Annotated in this window: 22 protein-coding genes and 1 pseudogene; 2 read left to right on the top strand and 21 right to left on the bottom strand. The window is 58.7% G+C overall.

Going from position 1 to position 25,180, the window contains the following annotated elements; translation table 11 throughout:
• Positions 1 to 19: 19 nt before the first annotated feature.
• From AC27VJ_RS06700 to AC27VJ_RS06730, 7 genes and pseudogenes are all read right to left on the bottom strand, one after another.
• On the bottom strand, positions 20 to 1,825 hold the full coding sequence (locus AC27VJ_RS06700) for an IucA/IucC family protein (protein WP_488683343.1): 1,806 nt from the start codon (positions 1,823 to 1,825) through the stop codon (positions 20 to 22).
• Positions 1,809 to 3,173 carry a rhizobactin siderophore biosynthesis protein RhbE gene (gene rhbE, locus AC27VJ_RS06705; RefSeq protein ID WP_488683344.1) on the bottom strand — a complete coding sequence of 455 codons (1,365 nt, stop codon included), beginning with the start codon at positions 3,171 to 3,173 and terminating at the stop codon, positions 1,809 to 1,811. The genes AC27VJ_RS06700 and rhbE overlap by 17 nt, the downstream gene beginning before the upstream one ends.
• A gap of 2 nt (positions 3,174 to 3,175) precedes the next feature.
• Positions 3,176 to 3,766: a rhizobactin siderophore biosynthesis protein RhbD gene (gene rhbD, locus AC27VJ_RS06710; protein WP_488683345.1), complete on the bottom strand. Its 591-nt coding sequence runs from the start codon at positions 3,764 to 3,766 to the stop codon at positions 3,176 to 3,178.
• Positions 3,759 to 5,513 carry an IucA/IucC family protein gene (locus AC27VJ_RS06715; protein WP_488683346.1) on the bottom strand — a complete coding sequence of 585 codons (1,755 nt, stop codon included), beginning with the start codon at positions 5,511 to 5,513 and terminating at the stop codon, positions 3,759 to 3,761. The genes rhbD and AC27VJ_RS06715 overlap by 8 nt, the downstream gene beginning before the upstream one ends.
• On the bottom strand, positions 5,500 to 6,984 hold the full coding sequence (gene rhbB, locus AC27VJ_RS06720; protein ID WP_488683347.1) for an L-2,4-diaminobutyrate decarboxylase: 1,485 nt from the start codon (positions 6,982 to 6,984) through the stop codon (positions 5,500 to 5,502). The genes AC27VJ_RS06715 and rhbB overlap by 14 nt, the downstream gene beginning before the upstream one ends.
• Positions 6,981 to 8,351 (bottom strand): annotated as a pseudogene (gene rhbA, locus AC27VJ_RS06725) (diaminobutyrate--2-oxoglutarate transaminase); the annotation flags it as partial. The pseudogene rhbA and the gene rhbB, both read right to left, overlap by 4 nt.
• A 27-nt stretch (positions 8,352 to 8,378) precedes the next feature.
• On the bottom strand, positions 8,379 to 9,644 hold the full coding sequence (locus AC27VJ_RS06730) for a RhtX/FptX family siderophore transporter (RefSeq protein WP_488683348.1): 1,266 nt from the start codon (positions 9,642 to 9,644) through the stop codon (positions 8,379 to 8,381).
• A 316-nt stretch (positions 9,645 to 9,960) separates the two neighbouring features.
• Here AC27VJ_RS06730 and AC27VJ_RS06735 point away from each other — a divergent pair, with 316 nt between their 5' ends.
• The gene (locus tag AC27VJ_RS06735) at positions 9,961 to 10,893 is read left to right on the top strand and encodes a 3-hydroxyacyl-CoA dehydrogenase NAD-binding domain-containing protein (protein WP_488683349.1); all 933 of its coding nucleotides are present in this window, start codon (positions 9,961 to 9,963) and stop codon (positions 10,891 to 10,893) included.
• Between the two features lie 49 nt (positions 10,894 to 10,942).
• Entirely contained in the window at positions 10,943 to 11,710 is a 768-nt protein-coding gene (locus AC27VJ_RS06740) for a GntR family transcriptional regulator (protein ID WP_353577715.1), read from the top strand.
• Between the two features lie 82 nt (positions 11,711 to 11,792).
• Here AC27VJ_RS06740 and AC27VJ_RS06745 read toward each other — a convergent pair whose 3' ends face one another.
• From AC27VJ_RS06745 to AC27VJ_RS06810, 14 genes are all read right to left on the bottom strand, one after another.
• A complete protein-coding gene (locus tag AC27VJ_RS06745; RefSeq protein ID WP_488683350.1) occupies positions 11,793 to 12,569 on the bottom strand; it encodes an aspartate/glutamate racemase family protein in 777 nt (258 codons plus the stop codon).
• Positions 12,566 to 13,342, bottom strand: coding sequence for an aspartate/glutamate racemase family protein (locus AC27VJ_RS06750; protein WP_488683351.1), 777 nt, complete (start codon positions 13,340 to 13,342; stop codon positions 12,566 to 12,568). Before AC27VJ_RS06750 ends, AC27VJ_RS06745 begins: the two co-directional genes overlap by 4 nt.
• Positions 13,343 to 13,361: 19 nt before the next feature.
• On the bottom strand, positions 13,362 to 14,762 hold the full coding sequence (locus AC27VJ_RS06755; RefSeq protein ID WP_488683352.1) for an FAD-dependent oxidoreductase: 1,401 nt from the start codon (positions 14,760 to 14,762) through the stop codon (positions 13,362 to 13,364).
• 16 nt (positions 14,763 to 14,778) lie between these two features.
• Positions 14,779 to 15,672, bottom strand: coding sequence for an isocitrate lyase/PEP mutase family protein (locus tag AC27VJ_RS06760; protein ID WP_488683353.1), 894 nt, complete (start codon positions 15,670 to 15,672; stop codon positions 14,779 to 14,781).
• 56 nt (positions 15,673 to 15,728) lie between these two features.
• Complete coding sequence (locus AC27VJ_RS06765; RefSeq protein WP_488683354.1) at positions 15,729 to 16,430, bottom strand: ABC transporter ATP-binding protein; 702 nt, start codon at positions 16,428 to 16,430, stop codon at positions 15,729 to 15,731.
• The gene (locus AC27VJ_RS06770) at positions 16,423 to 17,163 is read right to left on the bottom strand and encodes an ABC transporter ATP-binding protein (RefSeq protein WP_488683355.1); all 741 of its coding nucleotides are present in this window, start codon (positions 17,161 to 17,163) and stop codon (positions 16,423 to 16,425) included. The genes AC27VJ_RS06765 and AC27VJ_RS06770 overlap by 8 nt, the downstream gene beginning before the upstream one ends.
• A complete protein-coding gene (locus AC27VJ_RS06775; RefSeq protein ID WP_488683356.1) occupies positions 17,156 to 18,133 on the bottom strand; it encodes a branched-chain amino acid ABC transporter permease in 978 nt (325 codons plus the stop codon). Before AC27VJ_RS06775 ends, AC27VJ_RS06770 begins: the two co-directional genes overlap by 8 nt.
• Entirely contained in the window at positions 18,130 to 18,999 is an 870-nt protein-coding gene (locus AC27VJ_RS06780) for a branched-chain amino acid ABC transporter permease (RefSeq protein WP_488683357.1), read from the bottom strand. The genes AC27VJ_RS06775 and AC27VJ_RS06780 overlap by 4 nt, the downstream gene beginning before the upstream one ends.
• Before the next feature lie 70 nt (positions 19,000 to 19,069).
• The gene (locus AC27VJ_RS06785) at positions 19,070 to 20,287 is read right to left on the bottom strand and encodes an ABC transporter substrate-binding protein (RefSeq protein WP_488683358.1); all 1,218 of its coding nucleotides are present in this window, start codon (positions 20,285 to 20,287) and stop codon (positions 19,070 to 19,072) included.
• Positions 20,288 to 20,342: 55 nt separating this feature from the next.
• Positions 20,343 to 20,960, bottom strand: a complete 618-nt coding sequence (leuD, locus tag AC27VJ_RS06790) for a 3-isopropylmalate dehydratase small subunit (protein ID WP_488683359.1) — start codon at positions 20,958 to 20,960, stop codon at positions 20,343 to 20,345.
• A 7-nt stretch (positions 20,961 to 20,967) separates the two neighbouring features.
• Positions 20,968 to 22,374: a 3-isopropylmalate dehydratase large subunit gene (gene leuC / locus AC27VJ_RS06795; protein WP_488683360.1), complete on the bottom strand. Its 1,407-nt coding sequence runs from the start codon at positions 22,372 to 22,374 to the stop codon at positions 20,968 to 20,970.
• A gap of 37 nt (positions 22,375 to 22,411) precedes the next feature.
• The gene (locus AC27VJ_RS06800) at positions 22,412 to 23,335 is read right to left on the bottom strand and encodes a polysaccharide deacetylase family protein (RefSeq protein ID WP_488683361.1); all 924 of its coding nucleotides are present in this window, start codon (positions 23,333 to 23,335) and stop codon (positions 22,412 to 22,414) included.
• Positions 23,335 to 24,261, bottom strand: a complete 927-nt coding sequence (locus tag AC27VJ_RS06805) for a polysaccharide deacetylase family protein (protein ID WP_488683362.1) — start codon at positions 24,259 to 24,261, stop codon at positions 23,335 to 23,337. The genes AC27VJ_RS06800 and AC27VJ_RS06805 overlap by 1 nt, the downstream gene beginning before the upstream one ends.
• A gap of 22 nt (positions 24,262 to 24,283) precedes the next feature.
• Positions 24,284 to 24,961: an isochorismatase family protein gene (locus AC27VJ_RS06810; protein WP_488683363.1), complete on the bottom strand. Its 678-nt coding sequence runs from the start codon at positions 24,959 to 24,961 to the stop codon at positions 24,284 to 24,286.
• Positions 24,962 to 25,180: the final 219 nt, after the last annotated feature.

Raw genomic sequence — 25,180 nt, forward strand, 5'->3', positions numbered from 1 at the left:
CTTACGCCCTCCGCGATATTCAAGCTGCTTCTTTCTTCCGGTCGAAATGGACCAGCGGATTGCTGACCATGCCCTGGAAGTCCGGCACCGGGCGCTCGTCATCATCGGCATAGCCATGGGTGAAGAGGCGGACGCGGTTGAGGCAAAGCCTTGGATATTCGTCACCGAAGAGGTCGAAAATCTCGAAGCGGTCGGCCATATCCGGGAACCGAGCCTGATAACGCTTCACGGCGTCTCCAGCCAAGGCCCAGAATGCCTCTTCCGAAAGACCGGATTTCTTGTCCAGCAGCACCGACATGTAGCGGAAGACGCAAACGAAGAGCGTTGTCTGAATGAAGTGGATCAGGAAATCCGGCGGAAGGCGCAGGAGAACATCCTCGACTTTCGCTGGAAGGCTGGCAGTCTCTGGGAAGTTCAGGTCGCAGACGATGACATCATCGATGAAGTCGCGCAGCGCCAACCGCTCCGGCAAGCCATCTTTCAAAATCAGCGTCGCATTCTGGCCGTGGGCTGAGAAGGCCAGACCGTGACGTGCGAGCAGATGGAAGACGGGCGGCAGGACAACATCGAAGAACCGCGCCATCCAGGTTTCAACGCTGACACCAGCCTTTTCCGCCAAGGCCTGAACAACCGGCTTGCCATCGCTGCCCGCATGCATGAAGGCCGCCAATGGCATGCCGGTCTCACCGGCTTTGAGGTGACCGGCAAGGCTATCGCGCCACAGGCATCCCAGCATTTCGTTGAACTGGTAAGGCGCTCCTGGGATGTTGGAGAATTGCGGATGGACATAATGCATCCCCGCGCGTTCGCCGAGAAGAATAAGGCCGCATTCCTCGGATAGGAAAGTGTCGCTCTCCAGCAGCTTATCCAGCCACGTCGTGAAGGCGGCTGCCGTAAGGGCACGCTTGCCCGGAATGCCGCGATAAACCGCCGTATTGAGAATGGTCATGCACAGTTTCAGCGTCGATTTTGCGGGTGCGCTGACATTCGACATGGTCCGGACGGACTGCTGCGGCAGGTAGAGATCATTGCCGTCGCCCAGGAGAACGATATGCCCCGACGAAATATCCGCAGCGAAATGCGGCACGATCATGTGGTCCCACTGCCAGGGATGAACCGGCATGATGTCATGTGTCGTCAATGATGCACCGGCGGCCTCCAGCTTTTGCACGAAGGCTGCGAAAGCCTCGTCGCCAACAGCTTCAGTAACGAGTGCCTCATTCGTCATGCCATCTTCAGCAACGAAAGACGCGCGCTCGCGGCTGACGCCGATCCAGACGATTTTCATCGCTGCACGGTTTTCTGGCGTATAGGCCAGATAGTCGGCATAGCCCAGACCGATGCGGCCCTTGCTGACCGTGACCCAAGGATGGCCGGTCGTCTCGCCTTCCATGCGGATGTCGTCCAGCTCGGCCAGTTCGGCTCCCGTATTGCTAGCGCGGGCCGCGATATGGGCGTCTGAGACCAGTGTATTGCCAAGCTCACGAATGAAATGCGCAACCGTCATTGGCTTCACGCCAAGTTCGGGCAGCACTTCTGCGCAAAAGGCGAGTGGATCGTGAACCGGCATATCGATACCATCGGCATGTTTTACGATGCTGTGTGGCTCGACCGAGAGGTTGTCGAACACATAGCGCTTTGCCTTAAAGCTGTAGGATGCGTTGGAAAATTCGATCCGGTAATGGCCGGACTTTTCCTGCGTCACCGGGAAAACGCGCTCATAGGCGAATTCTTCGATAACCTTGGCCAGCAGGCGACGGGATGTTTCTTTCCACAGGGTCGGTGCGAAAGCGGGCTGAAAAGGTGCTTCAAACGGCGCGGGCATAGACATCTCCTGATATTTTCGAGGATTGGGCTGGGTCCTGTGGCACTCCAAAGCTCTGGAATGCAGAGCGTGCGGTGACCCGGTAATGCTCTTTTTCGAGCAACTGGTTGATGATGACGGCGTTGCGGAATGCGCCGAGCCCAAGATCGGGCGCGCCGACACCGTGCTGGAAAGTTTCGGCGTTCTGAACGAAGACAGCACCTTTGCCACCATCGCTGCGCTGCGCGCGGAAATCGGCGCCCACGACAAGATCGCCGCGCTCACATGTTTCCAGAACATCACCTTTCAGCCTGCCCAACCATTCGGGCCACGCATGGCGATATCCCGTCGCGGCCACGATTGCGTCGGCCTCGACAATGCTTTCCTCCTCTGAAAGATTGTGACGGACGCCAATCTTCAAGCTGCCGGAGAAGCCTGTGCCTTCGACATTGGTGACTTCGCAATTGGGCGAAAGGGAAAGGCCGGGATCGCGCCCGCCAATGGAGCGCTCATAGAGAAGGTCGAAGATGTCGGAGATGGTCGAGAAGCTGATCCCCTTGTAGAGCAGCCCCTGATCGGCAACAACATCGCGTCTTTTCGAGCGCGGCAGCGTGTGGAATGCTCGCATATAATCGGGCGTGAAATATTCCAGACCGAGCTTGGAATATTCCATGGGGAAGAAGCCTGCCGAACGGGTGATCCAGCGAATGGAAGCTCCGGCTGAAATCTTCTCAGGCGTCAATTCGTTGAACAGCGCTAGCACGCATTCAGCCGCGCTCTGGCCGGAGCCGATAACGGTGACCCTACGTGCTTTGGTCAGTTCCGCCTTGCGCTTTGCAAATTCGGCAGAATGGAAAATCGGCGCATTGCTGCGCTGCCCTGCCCATGCGGGCAAATGCGGTGCGGTGCCGATGCCGAGAGCAATGTTGCGGCTGTGATAACTGCGCAAAGCGCCGGTCGGAGAACGCGTCTCCGTTACGAAGGTTTGCGAGGCGGCATCGTGCCGCACATCGATGACGCTTTCACCAAATCGGCAGCTTTCCAGCTGCTGCGACGCCCAGCGGCAGTAGTCATCATATTCCTGACGCGGGATCAGGAAGTTTTCATAGAAATAGAATTTGTAGAGCCGGTCGTGCACCGCAAGGTAATTGAGGAAGCTCAAACGATGCGTCGGGTCCGCCATGGAAACGAGATCGGCAAGGAACGGCACTTGCAGCGTGGTGCCTGGCAGAATGAGGCCCTCATGCCAGCGGAAGCTCGGCTTGCGTTCCAGAAACGTGGCGGAAACCTCGGGGTGGGACGACAGAAGCGAGGCAAGGCCAAGATTGAATGGCCCGATACCGACGCCGGTCAGATCGAGTGTTGTCATGATCAAAGTCCAAATTGTTCGGTAAAACGCTGCCTGTGGCAAAACATCAGCTTGGCACGCTTGTCCGGCAGATCGATTTCGCCCTGCTCCTCAAAGGCGCAGACAGGGGCATAGCGAAGCAGGCGACGGGCGGCGACGCTCGGTTCGCCCACCACCTTTTCGGTGGCAGGATCATCAAGAAACAGAAAACGCGTGAAGGCGCGGATGACAGCGGGCGCAATGCCGTGGCCCAGAAAGGATGGCTCCCCCACCAGCATGTGCCAGCCACGATCCTTCTCCGCCGCCGGGTAATGGCGACCGAGAATATCATCCTTGGCCCAATAGGCTTCCCAATAGCTCATGGGCGAGCCATCAATGAAGCCGATATACGGGTCCTGATGCGGATCGGCCAGATTGGTGTCGATGTAGGCGGCAATGTCCTCTTTAGGCTTTGCCATCTTCCATTGCGGCACCACATGCGGCTGGTTCATCCAGCGCCAGAGCAGATCGAGATCGCGGTTCTTGTCCAGCATCCGGAAACTGACCGTGCGGCCAATATCCGGATCATATCTCGAATAGGCAAACTGGCTGCTGGCCGTGGTCAGATCAGCCATGAGCCTGCACCCGGGCGTTCTGAAACAGCGGATTGTCGATTTCCAGATAGACGGACTGCGTTTCAAGCGGCCCGACCAGTTCGTCCATCTGCGCAAGCCGAGTTCTGAGGTTTGCCTTGCATTGCAGAACCGGTGCCAGCATCTTGCTGACGAGGCGGGATTGGCCGCCTTCCTTGGCGTCCAGTTGCACCAGCGCCTCGCGTAGCATGGCAATCAGCCGTTGCTCGTCGATCAGTCCCTCGCGACCAAGCGCGCCGATCATGCCCAGCGTGGAATTGATGAAGCCGTAGTAAAGCACACGTTCGTCCACAGCTTCCTCGCCAAAGACGGATTCACTGCGTTCGCCAATGCCCGGAATGGCCGCATTCAATGGTCCATGGGCCCTCTCATGGTGGAAGAAGCCCTGATTGTCCCGGTAAAAAGCCGCGGCAGGATAACCCTCGGCAATTTCCAGCAGTATGTTCTGCTGGTGTGCTTCAATGGCGATACCGTGGCGCAGGTAAAGCGCAAATACCGGCGTGACGAAGACGGAAAGGAAACGGGCGAACCAGGCTTCCGCGACAGCCTCGACCGGGCGGTTTTCAATGTCGGCCCGCTTGCGGATCAGCGCCCCAAGCCGGCTGCCACGTTCCGGCAAATGCTCGCATAGCGCCGCCAGAAGCGTGACATTGCGGTCAACCTCCGCGCCATGGAACGGGTTTTCGCGCATAGACACGGACAGCCCATCGATTACTTCGCCGCCGACGGAGACACCGATATAAGCCGGGTCAGGCATGAAATTCAGACCGGGATAGTCAGTTGCGAGAGCGTTCCCCAACGCGCTTGCGCGGAAGCGATACATGTCATCGCCGCGCAAAAGCTCCCGCGCCAGATTGATGCGCACGGAATTGGTAATGCCGATACCAAGCGAGAGCTTCAGCATGAAGGGCGCATCGGGCCGGTAAAGCGTGCGGACAGAGGATGTGGGAAACCACGGCTTTCCGGCCTCTCCGCAATCCACGATTTTGCCCGAAGACAGCAGTGCGGCGACATTTGCATCTTTCAGCATGGCATCCGCCTGCCAGGGGTGCACCGGCAGAAATGCAAAGTCTCCCTCTGGCAACCGGCTGCGCAAAATGTCCAGCGTTTCGGCCTCTACTGTATTCAACCAGTCCTCGACAGAAGGCGAACCAGTGGAATGGCCGGCGTGATAGATGTCACGGGCAACGGCAAACCAGCGCAATGGAAAGCTTGCCGCGAATTCCGGTGAATATCGCTTGCCCTCTTCTTCCGTCATACCATCGCGGCTTTTCGGGCACGGGTGAATGCCGTGCCCGGCAATCAGGCCCTGTTCCGCCTCGATGAATGAAACGTCCTCACCGGCGAGTTTTTCGAGATCGGCTTGGCGATCCTGAAGTGCGGCTTCAACCAGCAGGCGGCTGGAATGAGCACGGCTCAAGAGGTCGCGACGGCCTTCGTCGGAGGCATTAGCCTCCAGCCGTTCGATGACGATGCTCATTGAATCGCTGGCGCTCACGGCGCGGGTGCCGTTATCATCGGTCAGCACAATTGGCTCGCCGAACAGGTGATGGCCAGTCGCGGAGCGATAAAGCACCGGAATTTTCAGACTGCCGCCGTGACCCGGAAAGTTCAACGTCAGTTTCTGGCCGCTACCGTCATGGCTCCAGACGATGCGGCTGGCATATTCGCGTGTCACGCAGTTGAGAAGAGATCGAAGGGCGAGTGTTGCTGCCTTACGGGCGTACATGGTCGTTCTCCAGTTCGCGCGCCATGGTTCCAACCGCATCCAGAACGCGGTCGATGACGTCAGGTGTCGAATTCGGGTTGAGAAGCGTCAGTTTGAAATGAACCCGCCCATCAAGGACGGTGGTCGCAAGTGCTGCGGTGCCGTCGCGGAAAAGCTGTGCCCGGATGGCCAGCGTCAATTCGTCGGACCGCGCAGCACCGTGCGGCGAGACGTAACGGAACAGGACGGTGGACAGGGTGGGCTGCTGCGCCAATCGCAGATAGTCGCGCTTGCGAATGGAATCAGCCGCAGCCAGTGCATTATCCAGTGTCCGGCAGATCAGGGCATCGAGACCGTCTTGACCGATGGCACGCAGCGTCATCAAAACCTTCAAGGCATCGCTTCTGCGTGTTGTCTGGAAGGATGATTCCACGAAGTTCGGTACATCACCGAAAATCGAAACCTCGGGGTTGAGGTAGTCTGCCTTCATCGACAGAGGTGAGAAATGCGCGCCGTCACGAAGCAGCAGAGCGCCGCAGCTGATTGGCTGAAACAGCATCTTGTGGAAATCGAGCGCGACGGAATCCGCACGTTCAATGCCGTTCAGGCGGTCCCGATGGCGGGAAAACAGAAGTCCGCCGCCATAGGCCGCATCCACATGCAGCCAGAGCCCATGAGATGCCGCAAGATCAGCCACCTCGCTCAAGGGGTCGATCGCACCGAGATCGGTCGTGCCCGCCGTCGCCACGACTACGAAGGGTACGCGGCCTTGCTCTTTGGCGTTATCGACAGCCTCTTTCAAAGCCGTAACCGACATGCGGCCTTCTATATCAGTCGGTACCGTTACAACGGCATCGCTGGCAAAGCCCAGAACGGAGGCGCTTTTGCGGATGCTGAAATGCGACTGCTCCGAGGTGAAAATCACACCCCGGCTTCTTGCCGCCGCACCATGACGTTCGGTTGCGAGATAGAGCGCCGTCATGTTGGACTGGCTGCCGCCACTGGTGAAGCTGCCGCTTGCCGCTGCGGGTAGACCGGAAAACTGCGTCAGCCACGTCAGCACCCGCTCCTCCACAAGCGTCGCGAAGGGCGACTGGTCCCAGGAATCGAGAGACTGGTTGGTGGCGGAAATCAGGACTTCCGCCGCCAGTGCGGGCACGGCGACCGGGCAATGCAGATGCGCCATGGTTGCCGGATTCCCCACATCAAGCGCATGCCGCACCGCTGGGGCGCCAATATCCTCAAGCGCTGCGGAAAGACCGGTGCCTTGCTGCGGGAAGACATCCAGCGAAGAGAGGAAGCCGCGCAGATCATCCGCATCCACACCAGAATGAACCCGGTGTATGGACGCATTCTGCACGACCAGATCCACCGCTTCGATCATTGCCTTGCGATAGGATGCCTGCGATTGGAGGCCGGGACCGAGGATGGACGCTGAAAGCTCATCCCCTGTGGCAAGCACCTGTTTGCTTTGCAATACGGTCACGTTCATGCCGCGTTGCGTCCAAGGCGCGAAAACGTATCGGACAGAATGTTCGACACCTGATCGATCTCGGCATCGGAAATGGTGAGCGGCGGCAGGAACCGCAGCACGCTGCCATGACGTCCACCGGTTTCGAGAATGAGCCCCGCCCTGAAGGCCTCGCCCTGCACTGCGCGCGCCATATCCCCACCATGCGGTGGCTGGCCGGAACTATCCGGCTTGCGCGTTGGGTCGATCATTTCGACACCGAGCATGAGACCCTCACCGCGCACATCGCCAATGTAAGGCGTCTGCATCCGAATGCGCTCCAGATTGGCGCGCAACCTGCGGCCAGCAATGGCCGCGCGTTCGACCAGACCATCCCGCTTGATGATTTCCAGCGTTTTGGAACCCGCCGCCATGGCCAGCTGGTTGCCACGGAACGTGCCGGCGTGGGCACCCGGCTTCCACACATCGAGACCTTCGCGGTATATCATGACAGCCATTGGCAGACCGCCGCCGATGGCCTTGGAAAGAATGATGATGTCAGGAACGATGCCTGCCTTCTGGAAGGCGTAGAATGTTCCGGTACGACCAACGCCGCTCTGCACCTCATCTAGGATCAGCGGAATACCAAGTTCACGCGTCACGGCACGAACCCGGCGCAACCACTCCACTGGCGCGGGGATAACACCGCCCTCACCCTGAACAGCCTCCAGAATGACGGCAGCGGGCCGATTGATGCCGCCTTCAGGATCACGCAGGGCAGATTCGAAATAGTCGGCGGCAAGCGTTGCGGTTTCGGCCCCGCCCCGTCCGAAGGGGCAACGATAGGCGTAGGGGTAAGGGAAGAAGTGCGTGCCCGGCATCAACTGGCCAACATCCGCCTTTGGCCCCAAAGACCCCATGAGGGAGAGCGAGCCTTGCGACATTCCGTGATAAGCACCCCGAAACGCGACGATATCGGTCCGGCCCGTGGCCGTCTTGGCAAGCTTTATCGCCGCCTCCACCGCATCCGTGCCGCTTGGTGAGCAAAACTGGATTTTTGCTTCTTCGCGCAGACCGGCGGGCAGCGTTTCATAGATATCCGATACGAATTTGTCCTTGACCGGGGTCACGAGATCGAGCGTGTGCAGGGGAAGACCCGAGGTGAGGACCTCTTGCAGGCTTGCGATTACCTCGGGGTGATTGTGGCCTAGTGCCAGAGTTCCGGCACCGGCAAGGCAATCGAGATAGGTTCGGCCTTCAACGTCGGTCACCATGCAGCCGGAGGCGGATTTCAGAGCCAGCGGAAAGCGGCGTGGATAGCTGCGGGCATTGGATTCTCGGCGCGCCTGACGCTTGAGATAAAACTCGTTATCGTGCCGTTGGAACGTGTCCATAAGATCAACTCCAGTGGAATCTTTCGTGGAATTCGCGTTCGTTCAGACACCTGCCGTAACAGGTGCCTTCGAACAGCGCCCGAGCCTTTGGAGAAACCAGACAGACAGCGCCATGCCAGCAAGCGAGATAACGGTCGCTGTGGAAAACAGCGCGGAATAACCCAGCTTGTCGGCAACGATACCGGCAACGGATGCACCAGCCATATAGATGATGAGTTCCGCGCAGGTCAGGATCGTGAAATCCGTGCCGGGCTGATCATGCGATGAGGATTTCATGAAGAAGGAATAGATGGCGACGAGTTCCATATAGCGGATCAGTGTCTGAAACGCCGAGGCCGACAGTGCCACCCAGATACCAGGCAAAATGCCAGCAGCGTTCAGCGTAAATGCCAGAAAGCAGATACTTCTCAGACCACCCAGAAGAATAAGCGTGGCCGTCAATCCTGCCTTGCGAATGAGAAATGCGGCAATCGCCACCCCAATCAGGCCAGCCGTTGCGGCAGCACCGCCGGAGAGATAACCGATCCAGTCTGTCGGCACCTTTATATCGACGAGATAGGTGCCTTCCATGCCGCGCACGAGGCCTTCGCTCGCGCGATATGTCAGCGCAAAACCGAGGATCAGCCAGGCATTCGGGCGACGGAAGAAGCCGAGCAGACTTGCGGGCTTCTGGCTTTTCTCCGCAGTCGGCGCTTCCGGCTGCATGGCGACAGCAGCGGCAAGCGGCAGCAGAGACAAGGCCGCAACAAGCAGGATCATGGTCTGCCATCCGGCAAGATGGAACACGACCAGAGCCGCCGTTCCGCCGATGATGACGCCCAAAGCCACGGCCCCCGCCTGTACGGCATTACCCATGGACCGTGTTCTGTCCGTCAGTTGCCGCACCGCATAGCCATCCGTCGCAATGTCCTGAATGGAGGAGATAACGGTGATGCAAATGCAGATGGCAAAGAGAACCGAGACATTGCTGGGGTCGACCAGAGCCATCGACGCAATTCCGGCGCTGACGAGAAGCTGGGTGGGAACCACCCATCCCCGGCGATGCCCGATCTTTGGCCAGGGCGACCAGCGGTCCACCAATGGCGCCACGAGAAACTTCAATATCAAGGGCAGCATCAGCAGGGAAAACAGCCCGATAGCCGTGCGCGATGCGCCGCTTTCTCGCATGATAGGCGGCAGTGCGACCAGCAGCAGGTATGTCGGAATGCCCTGAGCGAGATAGAGGCCGCCCAACACGCCCATCAACCGCCGCTCGAATGGCGTCGTCGAAACAGCGCGGTCAGAAATCGTGTCGTTGATGTGGGCCATGCAGGAACCGAATTGTTTGGCCGATATCGCAACAGACCTTGAAGGCTTGGCGTCAAACGCCATTGCGTACCGGTGAATTAAACAGGAGTAATATTATCATGTTTAATTCCAGACGATCCGTAAAGCTTGGATATGAGCGAACCCGGTTAAGACAATAACGAACCGTGATTGTCTGCGGGGATTTTTCATCGGCAATCGACTTAGGGCGTCAAGATAAATGGTATAAATGACATAACCTTATAATCTTTTAAATTGCGCCACGCGACCCGCTATGAGATTGTTCGTTCAGAAGCAGAAACGGTTTTGGGCGGAGCAAATGAGTGATGCGGGGCGCGGTCGCGAAACGATAGCGGTGATCGGCGGCGGACTGATCGGGACGAGTTGGTCTGCGCTTTTTCTGGCCTATGGATATGACGTGGCACTGTTCGAGCCCGCCGTTGCTGACCGCGATCACGTCGCTGTTCGCATCGATGCGGCAATGGCGCAGATTGCGGAGGTGGCCCAAACCGTGCCTGCGCCGGGCCAGCTCCGTTTGACGGAAAACCTTGCAGACACCCTATCCGACGCAATCTGGGTTCAAGAGAACGCCCCGGAAAACGTGCCGCTGAAACGTGAACTTTACACTGCGATAGAAACCTACGCCCCGGAGGGGATCACCATCGCCTCCAGCACCTCATCGCTGGTCTGGTCGGAGCTGAGTGCAGACATGACCGATCCGTCACGGCTCATCACAGCGCATCCCTTCAACCCACCGCATCTGATGCCACTGGTCGAACTCTATGGCAGTGATCGCAACCGCGTTGAGGCTGCGGCGTCTTTCTATCGCACGCTGGATCGCCATCCGGTCAGATTGAAACGGGAAGCAGTGGGCCACATTGCCAATCGCCTGTCTTCGGCGCTCTGGCGGGAGGCGGTCAATATGGTGGCGGAAGACATTGCCGAGGTCGAGGATATCGATGCAGCTCTCGTCTACGGCCCTGGCCTTCGCTGGTCCGTCGTCGGTTCGCATATGGCATATCATCTCGGCGGCGGCGCAGGCGGTATCGCACATTATCTTTCGCATCTCGGGCCCAGCCAGGAACGCCGTTGGCAGGACCTTGGCTCGCCACGCCTCGATGCAGCAACGCGAGAAAAACTCGTCGACGGCATCAGCTCGGAAACACGCGGCAGGAACATGTCCGAACTGGAGGCGATGCGCGATGACGGGCTAATTGCCGTACAGCGCGCATTAAAAGGTCGCCGCGTCTAACGAGCTTCGCTCACATCCTTTTTTCTCATCTCTATGGATCCACGCATATATGGCCGAACGACATTCCCCGACCCCGCTTTATCATCGCGTTTATGCGGTCATGCGCGAACGTATCGTCAAGGGCTATTACCCCATCGACGTACCGGTTCCGAGTGAAGCGGAGCTTTCCGAAAGCTTTTCCGTCAGCCGCATTACCATCCGCAAGGCCATGGAAATGTTGACGGCGGAGGGTCTGGTGACGCGCACGCGCGGACGCGGAACCTATGTCACCGACCGCTCAAAGGAAAACAAACTCAACCGCGTGGTCGTTTCAAATATCAACAGCCTGTTCAGCTACCTCAACACGGTGGGCAAAAACACGAGGCTGAAAGTGGTCAGCCTCGATCTCGGTGAAGCGCCACCGCGCATCTGCGAGCAGATGGGCGTCCCACCGACCACAGAACTGATACGGGCCGTTCGCATCCGCTCCCTCGACCGGCGCCCCTACTCGCTGTCGATCGCGTATCTCCTGCCAGAGATCGGCCAAACACTGAACCGTCAGGACCTGGCGACCACCAATATGATCGATCTGGTCCAGAAAACCGGTGTGGTGGTGGAACAGGTTGAACAGACCCTGACGGCCACGCTTGCCGATGATTACGCCGCTAAGCATCTGGAAATTCCTATCGGCGCGCCGCTGATGCTGGTCAACCGCGTGTTCTTCAACGCCGATCTGAAGCCGTTCTATGTAGCAGAAATTTTCTACCGGGCTGACCGCTATGAGTACCGCGTCTCGCTGAAGCGGGAAGATGGCAAGGATTTCTCGCTAGGGAATTGATCGTCTTCGCGTCAAAGAAAAGGCCGCACATCGGATGCGGCCTTCCTCTAAACTATGACATCAGCAGCTCTGAACCTATCGCTCAGCCCTTTGCTGCATTCTCCGAAACGGCTCCCGCCTTCATCATGGCGTGCAGCATATCCAGCCGCGGCTCGACCGGTGGCGGATAGACATCTCTGCCGTGGGTGAGGCCAAGCGCGAGAAAGGTCTCGACCAGCTTGTAGGTAAGAGGACCGGGATTAACCACCGGCACCGGCAGGTTCGCGGCGAGATATTCGCCGGCCTGATGCATGGTCGTTGATCCCAGGCATATGACCTCCGCTCCGTCTTCCTCGATACAGCGCATGGCAACGTCGCGCATGCGTGGGAAAACACTGTCTTCCTTGCCGCCCAAGAGGTTGGAAAAATCCGGCGGCTGATCGAAACTGCGCACCGAGGCGCATTGACGGTCGAAACCATATTCGCGGATGGCCTTGCGGTATCGCGGCAAAGCGGGTTCCCACTGCGCCAGTACCGAGAATTTGCCACCGAGCGTCAGCGCGTACAGCATCGAAGCCTTGCCCGCGCCGATGACGGGAATGGAGAGGATCGAGCGCAGCATGACCATGCCGCTGTCCGACATCGTGTCGATGCAAACGGCGTCAAAGCCTTCGTCTTGCGCCTTGCACCCGGCCTCGAAGATGGCGAGGTCCATCAGCCCCCAGTCATGCGGAGACATGAAGGATGTTGGGCCACAGGTGACGGGGCGATAGGTCAGCTCCCAATCCGCAGGCAGGGGCACGTATTGCGATTGCGCTTGGCGATTGCGCACACCTTCTTCATCCAGCGCGAAGGGAACGATGACGAGAATGCGGATCATTGGTTACCCTCCAGATAGGCCGCACCGGCAGCGCCGATGGCACGGATCATGTCATGCTTGGGAGACAGCGGGGTCGGCCAAGTCGCCTTGCTGTGGGTGAGGTTCAGGTCGAGCGCAATCGATGCCAGCTTGTAGGTCAGCGGACCTGGGTTGATGACAGGAACGCCGATACGGGCGGAGAGCCAGGAGTGCGCCTCATGCATCGTGGTGGAGCCGAGGATCAGCACCTGCGCGCCATCCTCTTTGACGCATTTTTTCGCCGCGTCCAGCAGAAGCGGGAAGACTTCATCTTCCTTGCCGGCAAGCAGGCTCTTATTGTCAGGTGTCACCCCAATCGAGCGCATCGAAGCACATTTATGCTCCATGCCAAGCTCGCCCAGCGTCTTGGTGTAGAGCATTTTCCAGCGATCCCACATCATCAGGATCGAGAACTTGTCACCCAGCATCTGCGCCATCAGCATGGAATGACGTCCCGGCGCAATGACCGGAATAGTCAGAACCGAGCGCAGCATCGACATGCCGCTATCCGACATGGTGTCGATGCAGACGGCGTCGAAGCCTTCCTTCTCGGCGTCAAGACCGGCATCGAGGATCGAGAAATCGGCGAGCGCCATATCGTGCTGGCTCGAGTAGTTCTTTGGGCCCACCCGCACGGAACGATAGTGAAACTCGATGCCCGGGCCGAGATCGACGGCTTTCATCTGCGCTTGCCTGCGAGCCAGATCGTCCTGCCCCATGGGAAACGGTACGATGACAATAACCTTCTTCATCATGTCCTCCTCCTAATTGTGATTAGCTTTCAGCAGCAATCCGCGCAGCCGTGATGCCAGCCAAACGGCCAAAGCTGGTCGCCGTCAAAAGGCCGTTGCCGGACAGGTAACCGTAATTGGAATCGCCAGATACGCCCCGCGCCGCGCCGCCGCCTGCCAAAAGGTTCGGCAAAACAGTGCCATCTTCGCGCAGCACCCGCGCCTCGGCATCGATCACCAGCCCGCCCTGCGTGTGGAACAGCGCACCGTTGACCTTAACCGCATAATAGGGGGCGCTGAGCACCTGATCCTGCGTAAAGCTGCGACCAAAGCGGTCTGGCTCGCCGGTGCGTGCGGATGTTTCGATGGCTTCGAACTCTTCGCGGATGGCGGAAAGAGGAAGCCCTGTCACCGTGGCAAGTTCTTCCAGACTGTTTGCCGTCTTGATGGCACCCAGCTTGCGGATTTCACGGTAATCGTAAAAGCCCATCCCGGCCTCATCGCCCCTGGCATCATAGATGTCCCACGCGATATGGTCCGGCTGCGCGGCGACTTCTGCGGCATGTTCGGAATAGCCACGCATCTCGTTGGAAAAGCGCTGGCCTTGCGTGTTGAGAAGAATGCCGCCCTTGGTGATGACGGCCCATGTTAATGGCAAGGCATGCGGGTGCGCGACCGATCCATGACCTTGATAGGCTCCCATGTCGGCCAGCGCCGCGCCGATCTGGGCGCCCCATTTCACCGCATCACCCGTGTTGGAGAGGTGACCGCAGCGCTCGGCATCGGCAATTTCCGGGATGTATTTCTGCACCAGGGCAACATCGCCAGCGAAACCGCAAGAGGCGAGAACGAGCGCCTTGCAACCCAACATTTCCAACGCGCCATCCGGTCGACGAAAACGGACGCCGGTTACGCGACCAGACGCATCCACATAAAGGTTTTCGACGGACGCATTTGTAACGACATCGATATCGGCGTTGGACACGGCAGAAAGAAGCGACTGTTCCAAGTCCGCACCGGTGCGGCTTTTTGGGCCATGCATGCGAAGGCGCGAATGGCCGGGATAGGTGAACCCCGTAACCAGTTCGAATTCCACATTATGCGTGTCCATCAACCAGTCGATCATCGGACCTGCGGTTTGTGCCGCGACCAGCGCCATATCATGGGGCGTGTGGTCATGGGTCTTGGCGACGAGGTCTTGCGCGAAGAGTTCGGGGCTGTCCTCGATACCGGCCTCTTTCTGCAACCGGGTGCAGGGAGCCGGAATGAGCCCGGCGGACAGCGAGGTAGAGCCCGTCGGGTTCTCGTCCCTCTCCAGCACCATGACCTCTTGGCCCGCATCATGGGCCGCAAGGGCTGCGACCAGACCGCAGGCCCCTGCCCCGACGACCACGACCGGCATTTCAAAATCGAACGTCACGCCTTCCGCAGATAGCACTGCCATGGCTCAAATCTCCTGCTCAGTAGCTAGTGCGGCTTGCTTCCGGCGTGCCGTAGCGCGCTTCCAGTTCCTGAATTTCAGGCATCCGCGCCATATCGAAGAACTCCTTGAAGTTCATGACGTTGGGCGCGACCGAAGCGATGGTCTCTTCCGTCTTGAGAACCTGAAGCGTTTTACGTGCAGCCTCACAGGCCGAAAGCAGCAGCCAGTTCGGATAGATAATGAGCTTGAAGCCTAGCGCCTCGATTTCCGACCGCGTCAGGAACGGTGTCTTGCCCGAAGTCGCCATGTTGTAGAGCAGCGGAATGCCGGGGAAGCGCGGGGCGATATGCGGCAAGTCATCCGGGCCGGGGCTTTCAATGAAGATAACATCGGCACCAGCCTCGCGGTACATTTCCGCACGGTCGAAAGCGGCATTGCGGCCAAGCAGCGCCAACGCATCCGTGCGGGCGATGACGACGAAATTCTCGTCGATACGTGCATCCACGGCCGCCTTGACCTTCGCCACCATATCTTCGGCTGAAACGATCTGCTTGCCTGCCAGATGGCCACAGCGCTTCGGCAGGACCTGGTCTTCCAGATGCACCGCAGCCACGCCGCCACGCTCATAAAGCTGAATGGCACGGCGCACGTTGAGCGGACCGCCGAAACCATTGTCGGCATCGGCAATCAGCGGAATGTCGGATGCGTCGGCGATGCGGGTGGCATTATCAACCATCTCCGTCATCGTCAGCAGACCGACATCCGGGTAGCCAAGGCGCGTGGCAGAGGTGCCAGCACCGGTCATATACATGGCGTCAAAACCGGCTTCGGTCACAAGGCGGGCATACATGGCATCGACCACGCCAGGAGCCATGAGGGCTCGTTCGCCTGCCAGCAGCTGCCGCAGACGTTGGGTACGTGTAAGGGACATTGTATTCTCCATTTCTCTGTAAATTGGCCCCGGCTCACTCCATCCGGGGCCGTGGCTCACATTCCGAGATAGGCTTGGCGCAACTGTGGATCGGCCAGCAGTGTTGCGGCCTCTCCCTGCATGACGAAGCGGCCCTGCTCGATGACATAGGCGCGCTTGGCGACACCCAGCGACTGCATGACATTCTGCTCCACCAGCAACACGGCAACACCATCGGCATTGATCTTGGTGATCAGACCGAACATTTCTTCGACCATGATGGGGGACAGGCCGAGCGACGGCTCATCCAGAATGAGCAGTTCCGGCTCCGACATCATGCCGCGACCGATGGCCAGCATCTGCTGCTCACCGCCAGACAGTGTGCCTGCAAGCTGGTTCATGCGTTCGCGAAGCCTTGGGAAGATTTCGCAGATGCGCTCGAAATTCTGTTTGGTGTTTTTGCTGGCACGGCGAAACGCACCGAGCTTCAGATTTTCGCCGACCGAAAGGTTCGGAAAAACCTTTCGCCCTTCCGGCACATGGGCGATGCCAAGCGCCACGATGTCACGCGCGTTTTTGCCGGTTATCGTCACGCCCTTGAAGGAGATCGATCCCGCACTTGGCTTGATGAAGCCGGAAATGACGTTGTTGAGCGTCGTCTTGCCCACGCCGTTCGAGCCCAACAAAGCGACGATTTCGCCATTGTCGACCCGCATATCGATGCCTTGCAGCACGCTCATCGAGCCGTAGCCTGCGCAGATACCCTTGATATCAAGCATGGTTTTCCTCCTGCAGGCGGGCTGCGGCACCGTGGCCGAGATAGGCTTCCACCACGGACGGGTCCTTGACGAGTTCGCGCGGCGTACCGTGAGCAATCATCTTGCCCTGGTTCAGCACATAGGCCGTTTCGGCAAGCTGCATCACCGCCTGCATGACGTGTTCGATCATCAGGAAGGTGTGCCCTTCCTCGCGGATTTTTCTGATAATGCCGACGATCTCGGTGATTTCAGAGGGTATCAGGCCCGCCATGACTTCATCGAGCAGCAGCAACTTCGCACCGGTTGCCAGCGCACGCGCAAGCTCAAGCCGTTTGCGACCCGCAATGGTCAGCGAAGAGGCGGAGCGATCAAGCATCGCGCCCATGCCGAGCCGCTTACCCACATCCCGCGCCACCGACATGGCTTCGCGGCGGTCGTGGTGGTGGAGATAGGCACCGACAGCGATGTTTTCCTGAACCGTCAGCCCGGCAAAGGGCTGGACGATCTGGAAGGTGCGGATCATACCCAGCGCGCAGATGCTGTGCGGCGCAAGGCCGGTGATGTCCTTGCCCTGAAAGCGCACCGTGCCTTCATCAGCCTTGGTAAAACCGGCAATCATGGTGAAGCAGGTCGTCTTGCCTGCGCCGTTAGGGCCGAGAAGTCCGACGATGGAGCCTTCCGGCACATCGAGCGAAGCGTCCGTGACGGCCTTCAAGCCACCGAAGCTTTTGGAAAGATTACGGACTTCAAGCATTGTCGTCCTCCTTCTTCTTGAAGGTGCCGAGCTTACCCGCAAGGCCAACAAGACCATTGGGCAGGAAGCGCAGCGCGCAGATCAGCACAATCGCGTAAAGCACGAAGTTCAGACCCGGCGCATTGGGCAGCAGATGTTTGGCACCTTCTCCGAGGAGATGCAGGCCGAGTGTGCCGAGCAGCGGGCCCCAGATCGTCCCGGCACCGCCGATGATCGGACCGATCAGCGCTTCGATGGAAACGGCGCTGCCATAGACCACGTTGCTGTCGATGAAGAGCCAGAGCTGGAGATAGAGAACACCGGCTAGCCCCCCGAAGGCGCCGGAGATCGCCATGGCCTGCACCTTGATCTTGTAAGTGTCGATACCCAGCGCGCGGGCTGCATCCTCGTTTTCCCTGACGGCGATGAGATAGGCACCGAAACGGGAATATTTGATGAGAGCCGTCAGCGCCATGACCAATCCCACCACCACCAAGAGAGCGGTGTAGGCGATGGCACGGTCATTGAATTGCAGGTTGGCAACGCCGGGAACCAGCTTCAATTGCAGCCCGCTGCCGCCGCCGGTGAAATCGAAGGAGGAAGCGCAGATGCGCAGCACTTCGGCAAAGGCCAGGGTGACGAGCGCAAAATAGGAGCCCTTGAGGCCATAACGAAACGCCAGGGCGCCGATGAAGGCACCCATGGCGGCACCCGCAAGAATGCCAGCACCAAAACCGACCCATGCATTGACGCCGTACTGCACCTGAAGGATGGCCGAGGCATAGGCACCGGTGCCGTAAAGTGCGGCGTGACCGAAGGACGACATGCCACCGAAGCCGCCGGTGATGTTCCACGACAGGGCGACGACCGCGACGATCAACGCGTTGATGGTAAAGCCCATCCACACCGGAGAGGACGCGAAATAGACGCCGAAGAGATAGGCGAGAGCCGCCGCAATGAGGGCGATCTGCCCGATGGATTGAGGTCTCATGTCCTTGCCCTCCCGAGAAGCCCTGACGGTTTGAAGAGAAGGATAAGGATGAAGGCGAGGAAGATGCCGATCTGGCCAAGGCTTTCGCCAAGGAAGAGACCGCAGAGAGACTCGATGACGCCAAGAAGCAGACCTGCGACGAGCGCGCCCAGCAAGCTGCCCATTCCACCCAGCACCACCGTGGTGAAGGCGACGAGGACGAAAGTGTAACCAACCTGCGGCGTGATATAGAATGTCGGCAGCAACAGGCAGGCAGCGAGCGCCACACAGGCCGTGCCGATACCGAAACAGATGGCATAGGTGTGGTTGACGTCGATACCGACGAGTTCGGCCCCACGCTTTTCAATCGCCACCGCGCGAATTGCAGAGCCTGTGCGCGTATAGGCCATGAAGCACCAGAGGAGCGGTGCGACGGCGAGCGCGGCACCGAAGGCGATCACACGACCAAGCGGCAGGTATGCGCCCAGCACCTCGACCGTGTCATAGGCATAGGCGATATCCGCCGTGCGGGTATTAGACGTCCAGAAGTAGAGCGCCAGATTGTCGACGATCATCGACACGGCAAGCGTGATGAGAAGCACATTCTGTTCCGAGCCGCTGCTCATCGGCGCAATCAGGAAACGCTGCAACACGTAACCGAGCGCGAAGAAGACCGGAAGAACGATGGGAATGGCGAGATAGGGATCGACGCCGAAATAGAAGTACAGGAAATAGACGGCGTAAAGCGCCAGCATCAACAGGCTGCCATGCGCAAAGTTGATGATGTGGAGCACGCCATAAATGAGGGTGAGGCCCAGCGCCACCAGCGCATAGACAGCTCCCATCATCAGGCCGCTCAACACGGCAGGTAAGATCAGACTTGACATCAGGGCTCGCCTCTCTGTCGTTTGAAGAGCGCCCCCAGGGACATTGGCGTCCGTTGGGGGCGAGACCGTGTCAGTTTTTGGCAGGGATCGGGAAGACCGCTTCTGCGGTGGCATATTCCTTCGGGAAGACCAGTTCGATCTTGTCGCCACGGATCTGCGTGTTCACCGGCTGCGAGTTGACATTGTCACCATTGACGAACTTCGTCGGACCGTAAGGCATGATGGACTTGTCGAAGGTCGATGCGGCCAGAGCTTCGATCATCTTCTGGCGATCAGCCGAAGCGCCACGCTCCAGAGCGTAAGCGATGACCTGTATCGTCGCATAGGACACCATCACGTCATAGGTCAGGTCGAGCTTGGCAGCAGCAACGCTGGCGGCGAGCGCCTTGGACAGGTCCTTGGACGGATCGTACCAGTGATTGCAGTCCATCACATATTGGGCGACTTCCTTGTTCTCGCGAACGAACTTGATGTTGGATGCCGCGCCGCCGAGGATGGAGTAGATGGCTTTGAGTTCAACACGCTGCTGGTTCAGCGCACGCGCCATCAATGTGTATTCATTGATGTAGTTCGACGGAATGAGGATATCGGCCTTCGATGCCTTGACGCGGAGCGCGATGTTGGAAAAGTCACGCTGCGGTGTTGGGTGCGAGATGGTCTCGACCACCTCGATGCCCTGCTTCGGCAGCTGTTCGGCCAGGATTTTTGCCATATTGGAGCCGAAAGGACCATCTTCGTGGACGATGGCCGCTGTCTTGATGGAATTGCCAGCGCCTGCATTGAGCAGCTTGAGGTTTTCAAGCGCAACGCTGGTGCATTTGTTGACGCCCGGCGTGAAGCGGAAAACGTTGGGCAGGCCGCGCGTTACGACAGTTTCGGCGGTGCCGATGGAGAAGACCTGAGCGAGATTGTACTTTGCTGCTGCCTGCGAAGACGCAAGGCCGAGCGCAGATGCCGTTGCGCCGGTGAAGGCGCAGGCGTCTGCCTGAATCAGCGTATCGACAGCGGCGGCGGCGGCTTCCGGGCGGCTCTGCGCGTCCACCACGACGAGTTCGATCTTGGCGCCGCCCATGGACTTGATGCCGCCTGCGGCATTGATGGCTTCTGCGGCAAACTTTGCACCGGCAGCACTCTGCGTGCCGTTATAGGCAAGGTTGCCTGTCAGTGGTTCGATGACGCCAACCTTGATGGTGGGTGTCTGCGCGCGCAGAATAGATGGCGCAGCCAGGCTGACGGCTAGCGCTCCAGAGACCTTTAAAAGGTCGCGTCGTTCGATTTTGAATGTCATTTTTATGCTCCCAGTTTTTTTATGAGACGGCAAAAGAAACTCGCTGGTCCGCCCGTCAACGGCCCAGCCAGGAATGCGACGCCATTCGATCCGTTTCGAAGGCGGTGATCTGCTCCATGAAAGTGAATGTCATCTCGATCTCGTCCAGACCGCGTAAGATACAGTCGCGCGCGAAGGGATCGATGGTGATGGGGTGCGTGCCGAGATTACCCGGCAGGATCAGCTCGGCAGCCTCCAGATCGACCGTGACCTCCAAGTCAGGAAAACGGTTGAGGTGATCCGCTAGCGCTTCGCAATGATCTACGGACAGGCGAACTGGCACGAGCCCATTTTTAAGGGCGTTGTTGAAGAAGATATCGCCGAAGCTCGGCCCGATGACCGCCCGGATGCCGTGATCCACCAAGGCGTAAACCGCACCCTCTCGAGAAGATCCGCAACCAAAGTTATCCTCCACTAGAAGGATGGTCGCGGCATCGGCACCCGGCTTGTTCAGCGGAAACGATGGGTCCAGTTCTTTCTGTTCGTCGCGACGGATGTCGTGGAACAGGAACTGACCATATCCCTGCGCGCGGTCTGCCTTCAAAAAACGTCCGGGAATGATCTGGTCCGTATCGCAGTTCACACCGGGGATCGCTACTGCTGTGGATGTTTCGCGAATGAATGCTTTCATCATTTTGCCCTTACATCCTTCGCACGTCGGTCAGACAGCCGCTGATAGCGGCAGCGGCGGCCATGGCCGGACTGACAAGATGGGTGCGCGCGCCCGGGCCCTGACGACCGACGAAATTGCGGTTCGACGTGGAGGCACAACGTTCACCGGGACCAACCACGTCGCCATTGATCGCCGCGCACATGGAGCAGCCTGACTCGCGCCACTCGAAACCTGCTTCAAGGAAGGTGCGGGCAATGCCCTCCGCTTCCGCCTGCGCCTTCACCTGTGTCGATCCCGGCACGACGATCGCGGGTATCATCGCTTTCCGGCCTTTGAGAATGGAGGCCGCCGCCCGCAAATCTTCGATCCGGCTGTTGGTGCAGGAGCCGATGAAGACCTTGTGCAGCTTCAGACCATCCAGGGGTGTGCCGGGCGCAAGCTCCATATATTCCAGCGACTTCGTCACCGCCTTGCGCTTTTCGGCGCTATCGAATGTCGATGGATCGGGAACGCGTCCATTGATCGAAACGGCATCTTCCGGGCTGGTGCCCCACGTTACCATCGGCGCGATATCCGCAGCGTTCAAGGAAACGTCGGCATCGAAAAAGGCATCGCTATCGCTGGCAAGCGTGCGCCAATGGGCAACCGCGCCGTCCCACTCCTGCTCCGATGGCGCGAAATGACGGCCCTTGACGTAAGCGAATGTCGTTTCATCCGCCGCAACCATGCCGAAGCGGGCCGCAGCCTCGATGGACATATTACAGAGCGTCAGCCGTCCCTCGATGGAAAGATCCCGCACCACCTGCCCGGTAAATTCGATGGCGTGGCCACCGGCACCCGCCGCACCAATCTTGGCGATCAGCGCCAGCATAACGTCCTTGGCGGTCACGCCCTGCCCCAGCAAGCCGTCAATCGTCACCCGCATAGTCTTAGGGCGAGACTGCCACAGCGTCTGGGTAGCCAGAACATGCGCGTTTTCGGATTGGCCGATACCGAAGGCGATGGCACCCAGCGCCCCTTGCGTCGATGTGTGGCTGTCGGAACAGACGATAGTGAGGCCCGGCAAAGTAATACCCTGCTCCGGCGCCATCACATGCACGATGCCCTGTTCCCGGCTCGATATGCCGAAATGGCGCACGCCGCCCCATTCCATGTTTTCATCGAAAGTGTCGATCATGTGGGCGATTGCCGGGCTTGCCGCATCGCTCGATTTTCGGCCCAGCGTCGGCACATAATGATCGGCAACACCGAAGATTTGCTGCGGACGCCGAGGCTTCAGGCCCCGCCGCTTGAGATCGGCAAAGGCATGGAAGCTGCCTTCGTGAATCATGTCGCGGTCGATGTAAAGCAAAGACGGGCCAGCCGGATGGCGCAATATCTCGTGCTCATCCCAGATCTTGCCCAACATTGTGCGCGGTGCGACTGCTTGCGCCATGACCTTGTCTTCCTGTTATTCGGCTCGACGTTCGGCTTTAGCCAGCAGCACGAAACGCCGCGCAAATGTCACCCGCGGGTGCGTTCCACACACCCTCATGCGACAGAATGTAATCGAGCGCTTCGCGCAGATATTCGACGCGATAGGGCATGCCAGACACCCAGCTATGCAAAGGCAAGCTCATGACGCGACCGCCATACTGCGCACTTTCACGGTACAGCACGTCGAAGCGGTCCTTGACCTGCTGCACCCATTCGGCTTCCGACTGGAAATACTCATCGGCCACGACACGGTCATCCGTCTCATAGGCCATGGGCATGGCGAGCAGAGAACCGTTTTTCGTCTGCATCTCGTAGGGAAGATCGTCGTTTGCCCAGTCCAGGCTATAGGCAACACCGTTGCGCGCCAAAAGATCGGGCGTATTGAAGCCCTGCGCGCGACCGGGCGAGAGCCAACCCTCGACCTTCTGTCCGCTCGCGTCGCGCAGCAGGCTCAGGGCCTCGGCAATGATGGTATTCTCTTCGTCTTCGCCAAGGCCGGAGTGATGGACCTTGCCCATATCCAGACCGTGGGCAATGATTTCATGCCCGCCCCGCACCACAGCGTCGATAAGCGCGGGATAACGCGCCGCAATAACGCCATTGATCGCAAAGCTGGCTTCCAGCTCCTTTTCCGCAAGCAGCTTAAGGATGCGGAAAATGCCGATGCGATTGCCGTAGTCACGGTTCGTATAATAGCGAAAATCCGGGTAAGGCATCGACAAAGCGCCCGGCGCCTTGAACGGCTTCGAGGGCATATCAAGCGGAAAATGCTGGACGTGTGTGACGATGGATAGCGCGATACGCGCACCATCGGGCCACGAGATCGGCTTGCGGGCAAACAGGTCGCTCCACTCGTAGCGATCATGGTCCATGCCATAACGACGGGCGGGATAGTTGAGATAGTCTTCAGGCATAGACATCAACGCGCTCCCTTCCCGGAATTGTGGGTGACCATGGCGGCGCTCATGGCGTCATAGGCACCGGTGGCGTGATAGGCAGCTGCGATCTCACGGCCTGTCGTCTGCCAAACACCGTCATGGCTGGCGATATATTCGATGGCTTCGGCAAAGGCGTCGATGCGGTGTGGCTGACCGACGAGATAAGGATGCAGCGGAATGCACATGACCGTGCCGCTTTCATCGCCTTCCTTGTAAAGCTGATCGAACTGCCGCTTGATGATCTCACCGTAGTGGCGAGGCGTGACCTTCTGGCTGTTGTAAACGATGACGTCGTTCATCTCGAGCGAGTACGGCATGGAAATCAGCTTGCCGGACTTCACCTTGACCGGCATCGGCTGGTCGTCATGGAACATGTCGCAGGTGTACTGAATCCCCGCTTCCGAGAGAATATCCATCGTCCAGAAATTATTGGACAATGCAGGCGAAAGCCATCCCGCCAGCTCCTGACCGGTGTGTTTACGCACCGTGTCGAAAGCGTCGCGGATGATCGCGCGTTCCTGCTCGATATCGAGATTATAGACATAACGCGTGTTGTAGATGCCGTGAGAGAAGAACTCCCAGCCACGATCCGCACAGGCCTTGATGATCTCGGGATGGTGATCGCACAGGGCAACATTGAGCGAGACGGAGCCGCGAAAACCGGCCCTGTCCATCGCCGCCATCATCCGCTGCCAACCGGCGCGGTTGCCGTAATCGCGATGAGAATATTGCAGAACATCCGGGTTAGGCCGCGCCCATGGCGTGCGGGTGGGATTGTTCGGCGGATTGTATTCGTAGAACTCGATGTTGGGCGCGATCCAGACGGCAATCTTCTTGTTGCCGGGCCAGACGATCTTCGGACGGTTGGGCCAGGGCAGATAATCATAAAGCCCGAGGTCCGATTTCATTGCACTCGCCTCGTCAGCCATCTCAGCGCACCTCCGGCTGATAGGCCTCGTACCAAGCGATGGCATCCGAGACAGGGATCACGTCGCCATACTTCACCGAAATGTCGTAGAGATTGGCGAAATGCGGGCTCTCATGCTTGTCGGCCACGCACTCCTCGGGAACGATGACCCGGTAGCCGCGCGAAATGGAATCCACGACGCAGGCGCGGATGCAGCCGGATGTCGAGCCACCGGTCAGGACGACCGTATCGCACTGGTGCCAGACCATCAGCGACTGAAGATTCGTTTCGTGGAAGGGCGACGCCATGCGCTTGTTCATGACGATGTCCTTGACGTGATCGATCTCCAGACGCGGGTCGAACTCGGCTCTGCGCGAACCGACCTTGATGTTCTGCAGGGAATCCGGCGTGTCGGTGCGAGTGCCCCAGACGCCACAGTCCTCACCCGATTCCATGTAGGCCACATAGGTCCACGTCACCGGCAGGTCCTTGTCGCGGGCAAGACCGGACAGCGTATTGACGTATTCCAGCTGCCGGGGATCGGTCTCATATGCCGTCACGAACTCGCCGAGAGACGTGTAAGCACATTGCAAATCGATATTGATCAGCATCGGCTTGCGGCCGAACCCAAATCGTTTGCGCGTGGGGTTGGCTTTGGCCTGCTCGTACAATTGACGCGCGGTAAGCGATGAGTTTTCCATGACGGCCTCCTGTGTCTTGCGACCCTCCACACGGTCCGACAGGCGGGCCGCTTCCTCAGCAGAGGGGACGCTTTATTCTTTCTATTGTTATCACTTTATATCATTTGTAAAGCCACTTTTCGAAGCCATTTGATGTCTTTTTTAAAGGCGCATTTTGTCTGTGCAGATGCCTTGCAAGTAACGGATTCAATGCTGATAAATTGAGCAACTAGAGCTACC

Source organism: Agrobacterium sp. 20P9.1.2 (assembly GCF_057799395.1).

Excerpts from the sequence above, each read along its gene's own strand:
- AC27VJ_RS06770 (WP_488683355.1), bottom strand. The coding sequence starts at position 17,163 with ATGCTTGAAGTCCGTAATCTTTCCAAAAGCTTCGGTGGCTTGAAGGCC.
- AC27VJ_RS06715 (WP_488683346.1), bottom strand. The coding sequence starts at position 5,513 with ATGTACGCCCGTAAGGCAGCAACACTCGCCCTTCGATCTCTTCTCAAC.
- AC27VJ_RS06750 (WP_488683351.1), bottom strand. The coding sequence starts at position 13,342 with ATGATGAAGAAGGTTATTGTCATCGTACCGTTTCCCATGGGGCAGGAC.
- AC27VJ_RS06805 (WP_488683362.1), bottom strand. The coding sequence starts at position 24,261 with ATGAAATCGGACCTCGGGCTTTATGATTATCTGCCCTGGCCCAACCGT.
- AC27VJ_RS06700 (WP_488683343.1), bottom strand. The coding sequence starts at position 1,825 with ATGCCCGCGCCGTTTGAAGCACCTTTTCAGCCCGCTTTCGCACCGACC.
- AC27VJ_RS06735 (WP_488683349.1), top strand. The coding sequence starts at position 9,961 with ATGAGTGATGCGGGGCGCGGTCGCGAAACGATAGCGGTGATCGGCGGC.
- AC27VJ_RS06760 (WP_488683353.1), bottom strand. The coding sequence starts at position 15,672 with ATGTCCCTTACACGTACCCAACGTCTGCGGCAGCTGCTGGCAGGCGAA.
- leuD (WP_488683359.1), bottom strand. The coding sequence starts at position 20,960 with ATGATGAAAGCATTCATTCGCGAAACATCCACAGCAGTAGCGATCCCC.
- AC27VJ_RS06755 (WP_488683352.1), bottom strand. The coding sequence starts at position 14,762 with ATGGCAGTGCTATCTGCGGAAGGCGTGACGTTCGATTTTGAAATGCCG.
- AC27VJ_RS06745 (WP_488683350.1), bottom strand. The coding sequence starts at position 12,569 with ATGATCCGCATTCTCGTCATCGTTCCCTTCGCGCTGGATGAAGAAGGT.
- rhbE (WP_488683344.1), bottom strand. The coding sequence starts at position 3,173 with ATGACAACACTCGATCTGACCGGCGTCGGTATCGGGCCATTCAATCTT.
- AC27VJ_RS06780 (WP_488683357.1), bottom strand. The coding sequence starts at position 18,999 with ATGTCAAGTCTGATCTTACCTGCCGTGTTGAGCGGCCTGATGATGGGA.
- rhbD (WP_488683345.1), bottom strand. The coding sequence starts at position 3,766 with ATGGCTGATCTGACCACGGCCAGCAGCCAGTTTGCCTATTCGAGATAT.
- rhbB (WP_488683347.1), bottom strand. The coding sequence starts at position 6,984 with ATGAACGTGACCGTATTGCAAAGCAAACAGGTGCTTGCCACAGGGGAT.
- AC27VJ_RS06730 (WP_488683348.1), bottom strand. The coding sequence starts at position 9,644 with ATGGCCCACATCAACGACACGATTTCTGACCGCGCTGTTTCGACGACG.
- AC27VJ_RS06740 (WP_353577715.1), top strand. The coding sequence starts at position 10,943 with ATGGCCGAACGACATTCCCCGACCCCGCTTTATCATCGCGTTTATGCG.
- AC27VJ_RS06785 (WP_488683358.1), bottom strand. The coding sequence starts at position 20,287 with ATGACATTCAAAATCGAACGACGCGACCTTTTAAAGGTCTCTGGAGCG.
- AC27VJ_RS06810 (WP_488683363.1), bottom strand. The coding sequence starts at position 24,961 with ATGGAAAACTCATCGCTTACCGCGCGTCAATTGTACGAGCAGGCCAAA.
- leuC (WP_488683360.1), bottom strand. The coding sequence starts at position 22,374 with ATGGCGCAAGCAGTCGCACCGCGCACAATGTTGGGCAAGATCTGGGAT.
- AC27VJ_RS06765 (WP_488683354.1), bottom strand. The coding sequence starts at position 16,430 with ATGCTTGATATCAAGGGTATCTGCGCAGGCTACGGCTCGATGAGCGTG.
- AC27VJ_RS06800 (WP_488683361.1), bottom strand. The coding sequence starts at position 23,335 with ATGTCTATGCCTGAAGACTATCTCAACTATCCCGCCCGTCGTTATGGC.
- AC27VJ_RS06775 (WP_488683356.1), bottom strand. The coding sequence starts at position 18,133 with ATGAGACCTCAATCCATCGGGCAGATCGCCCTCATTGCGGCGGCTCTC.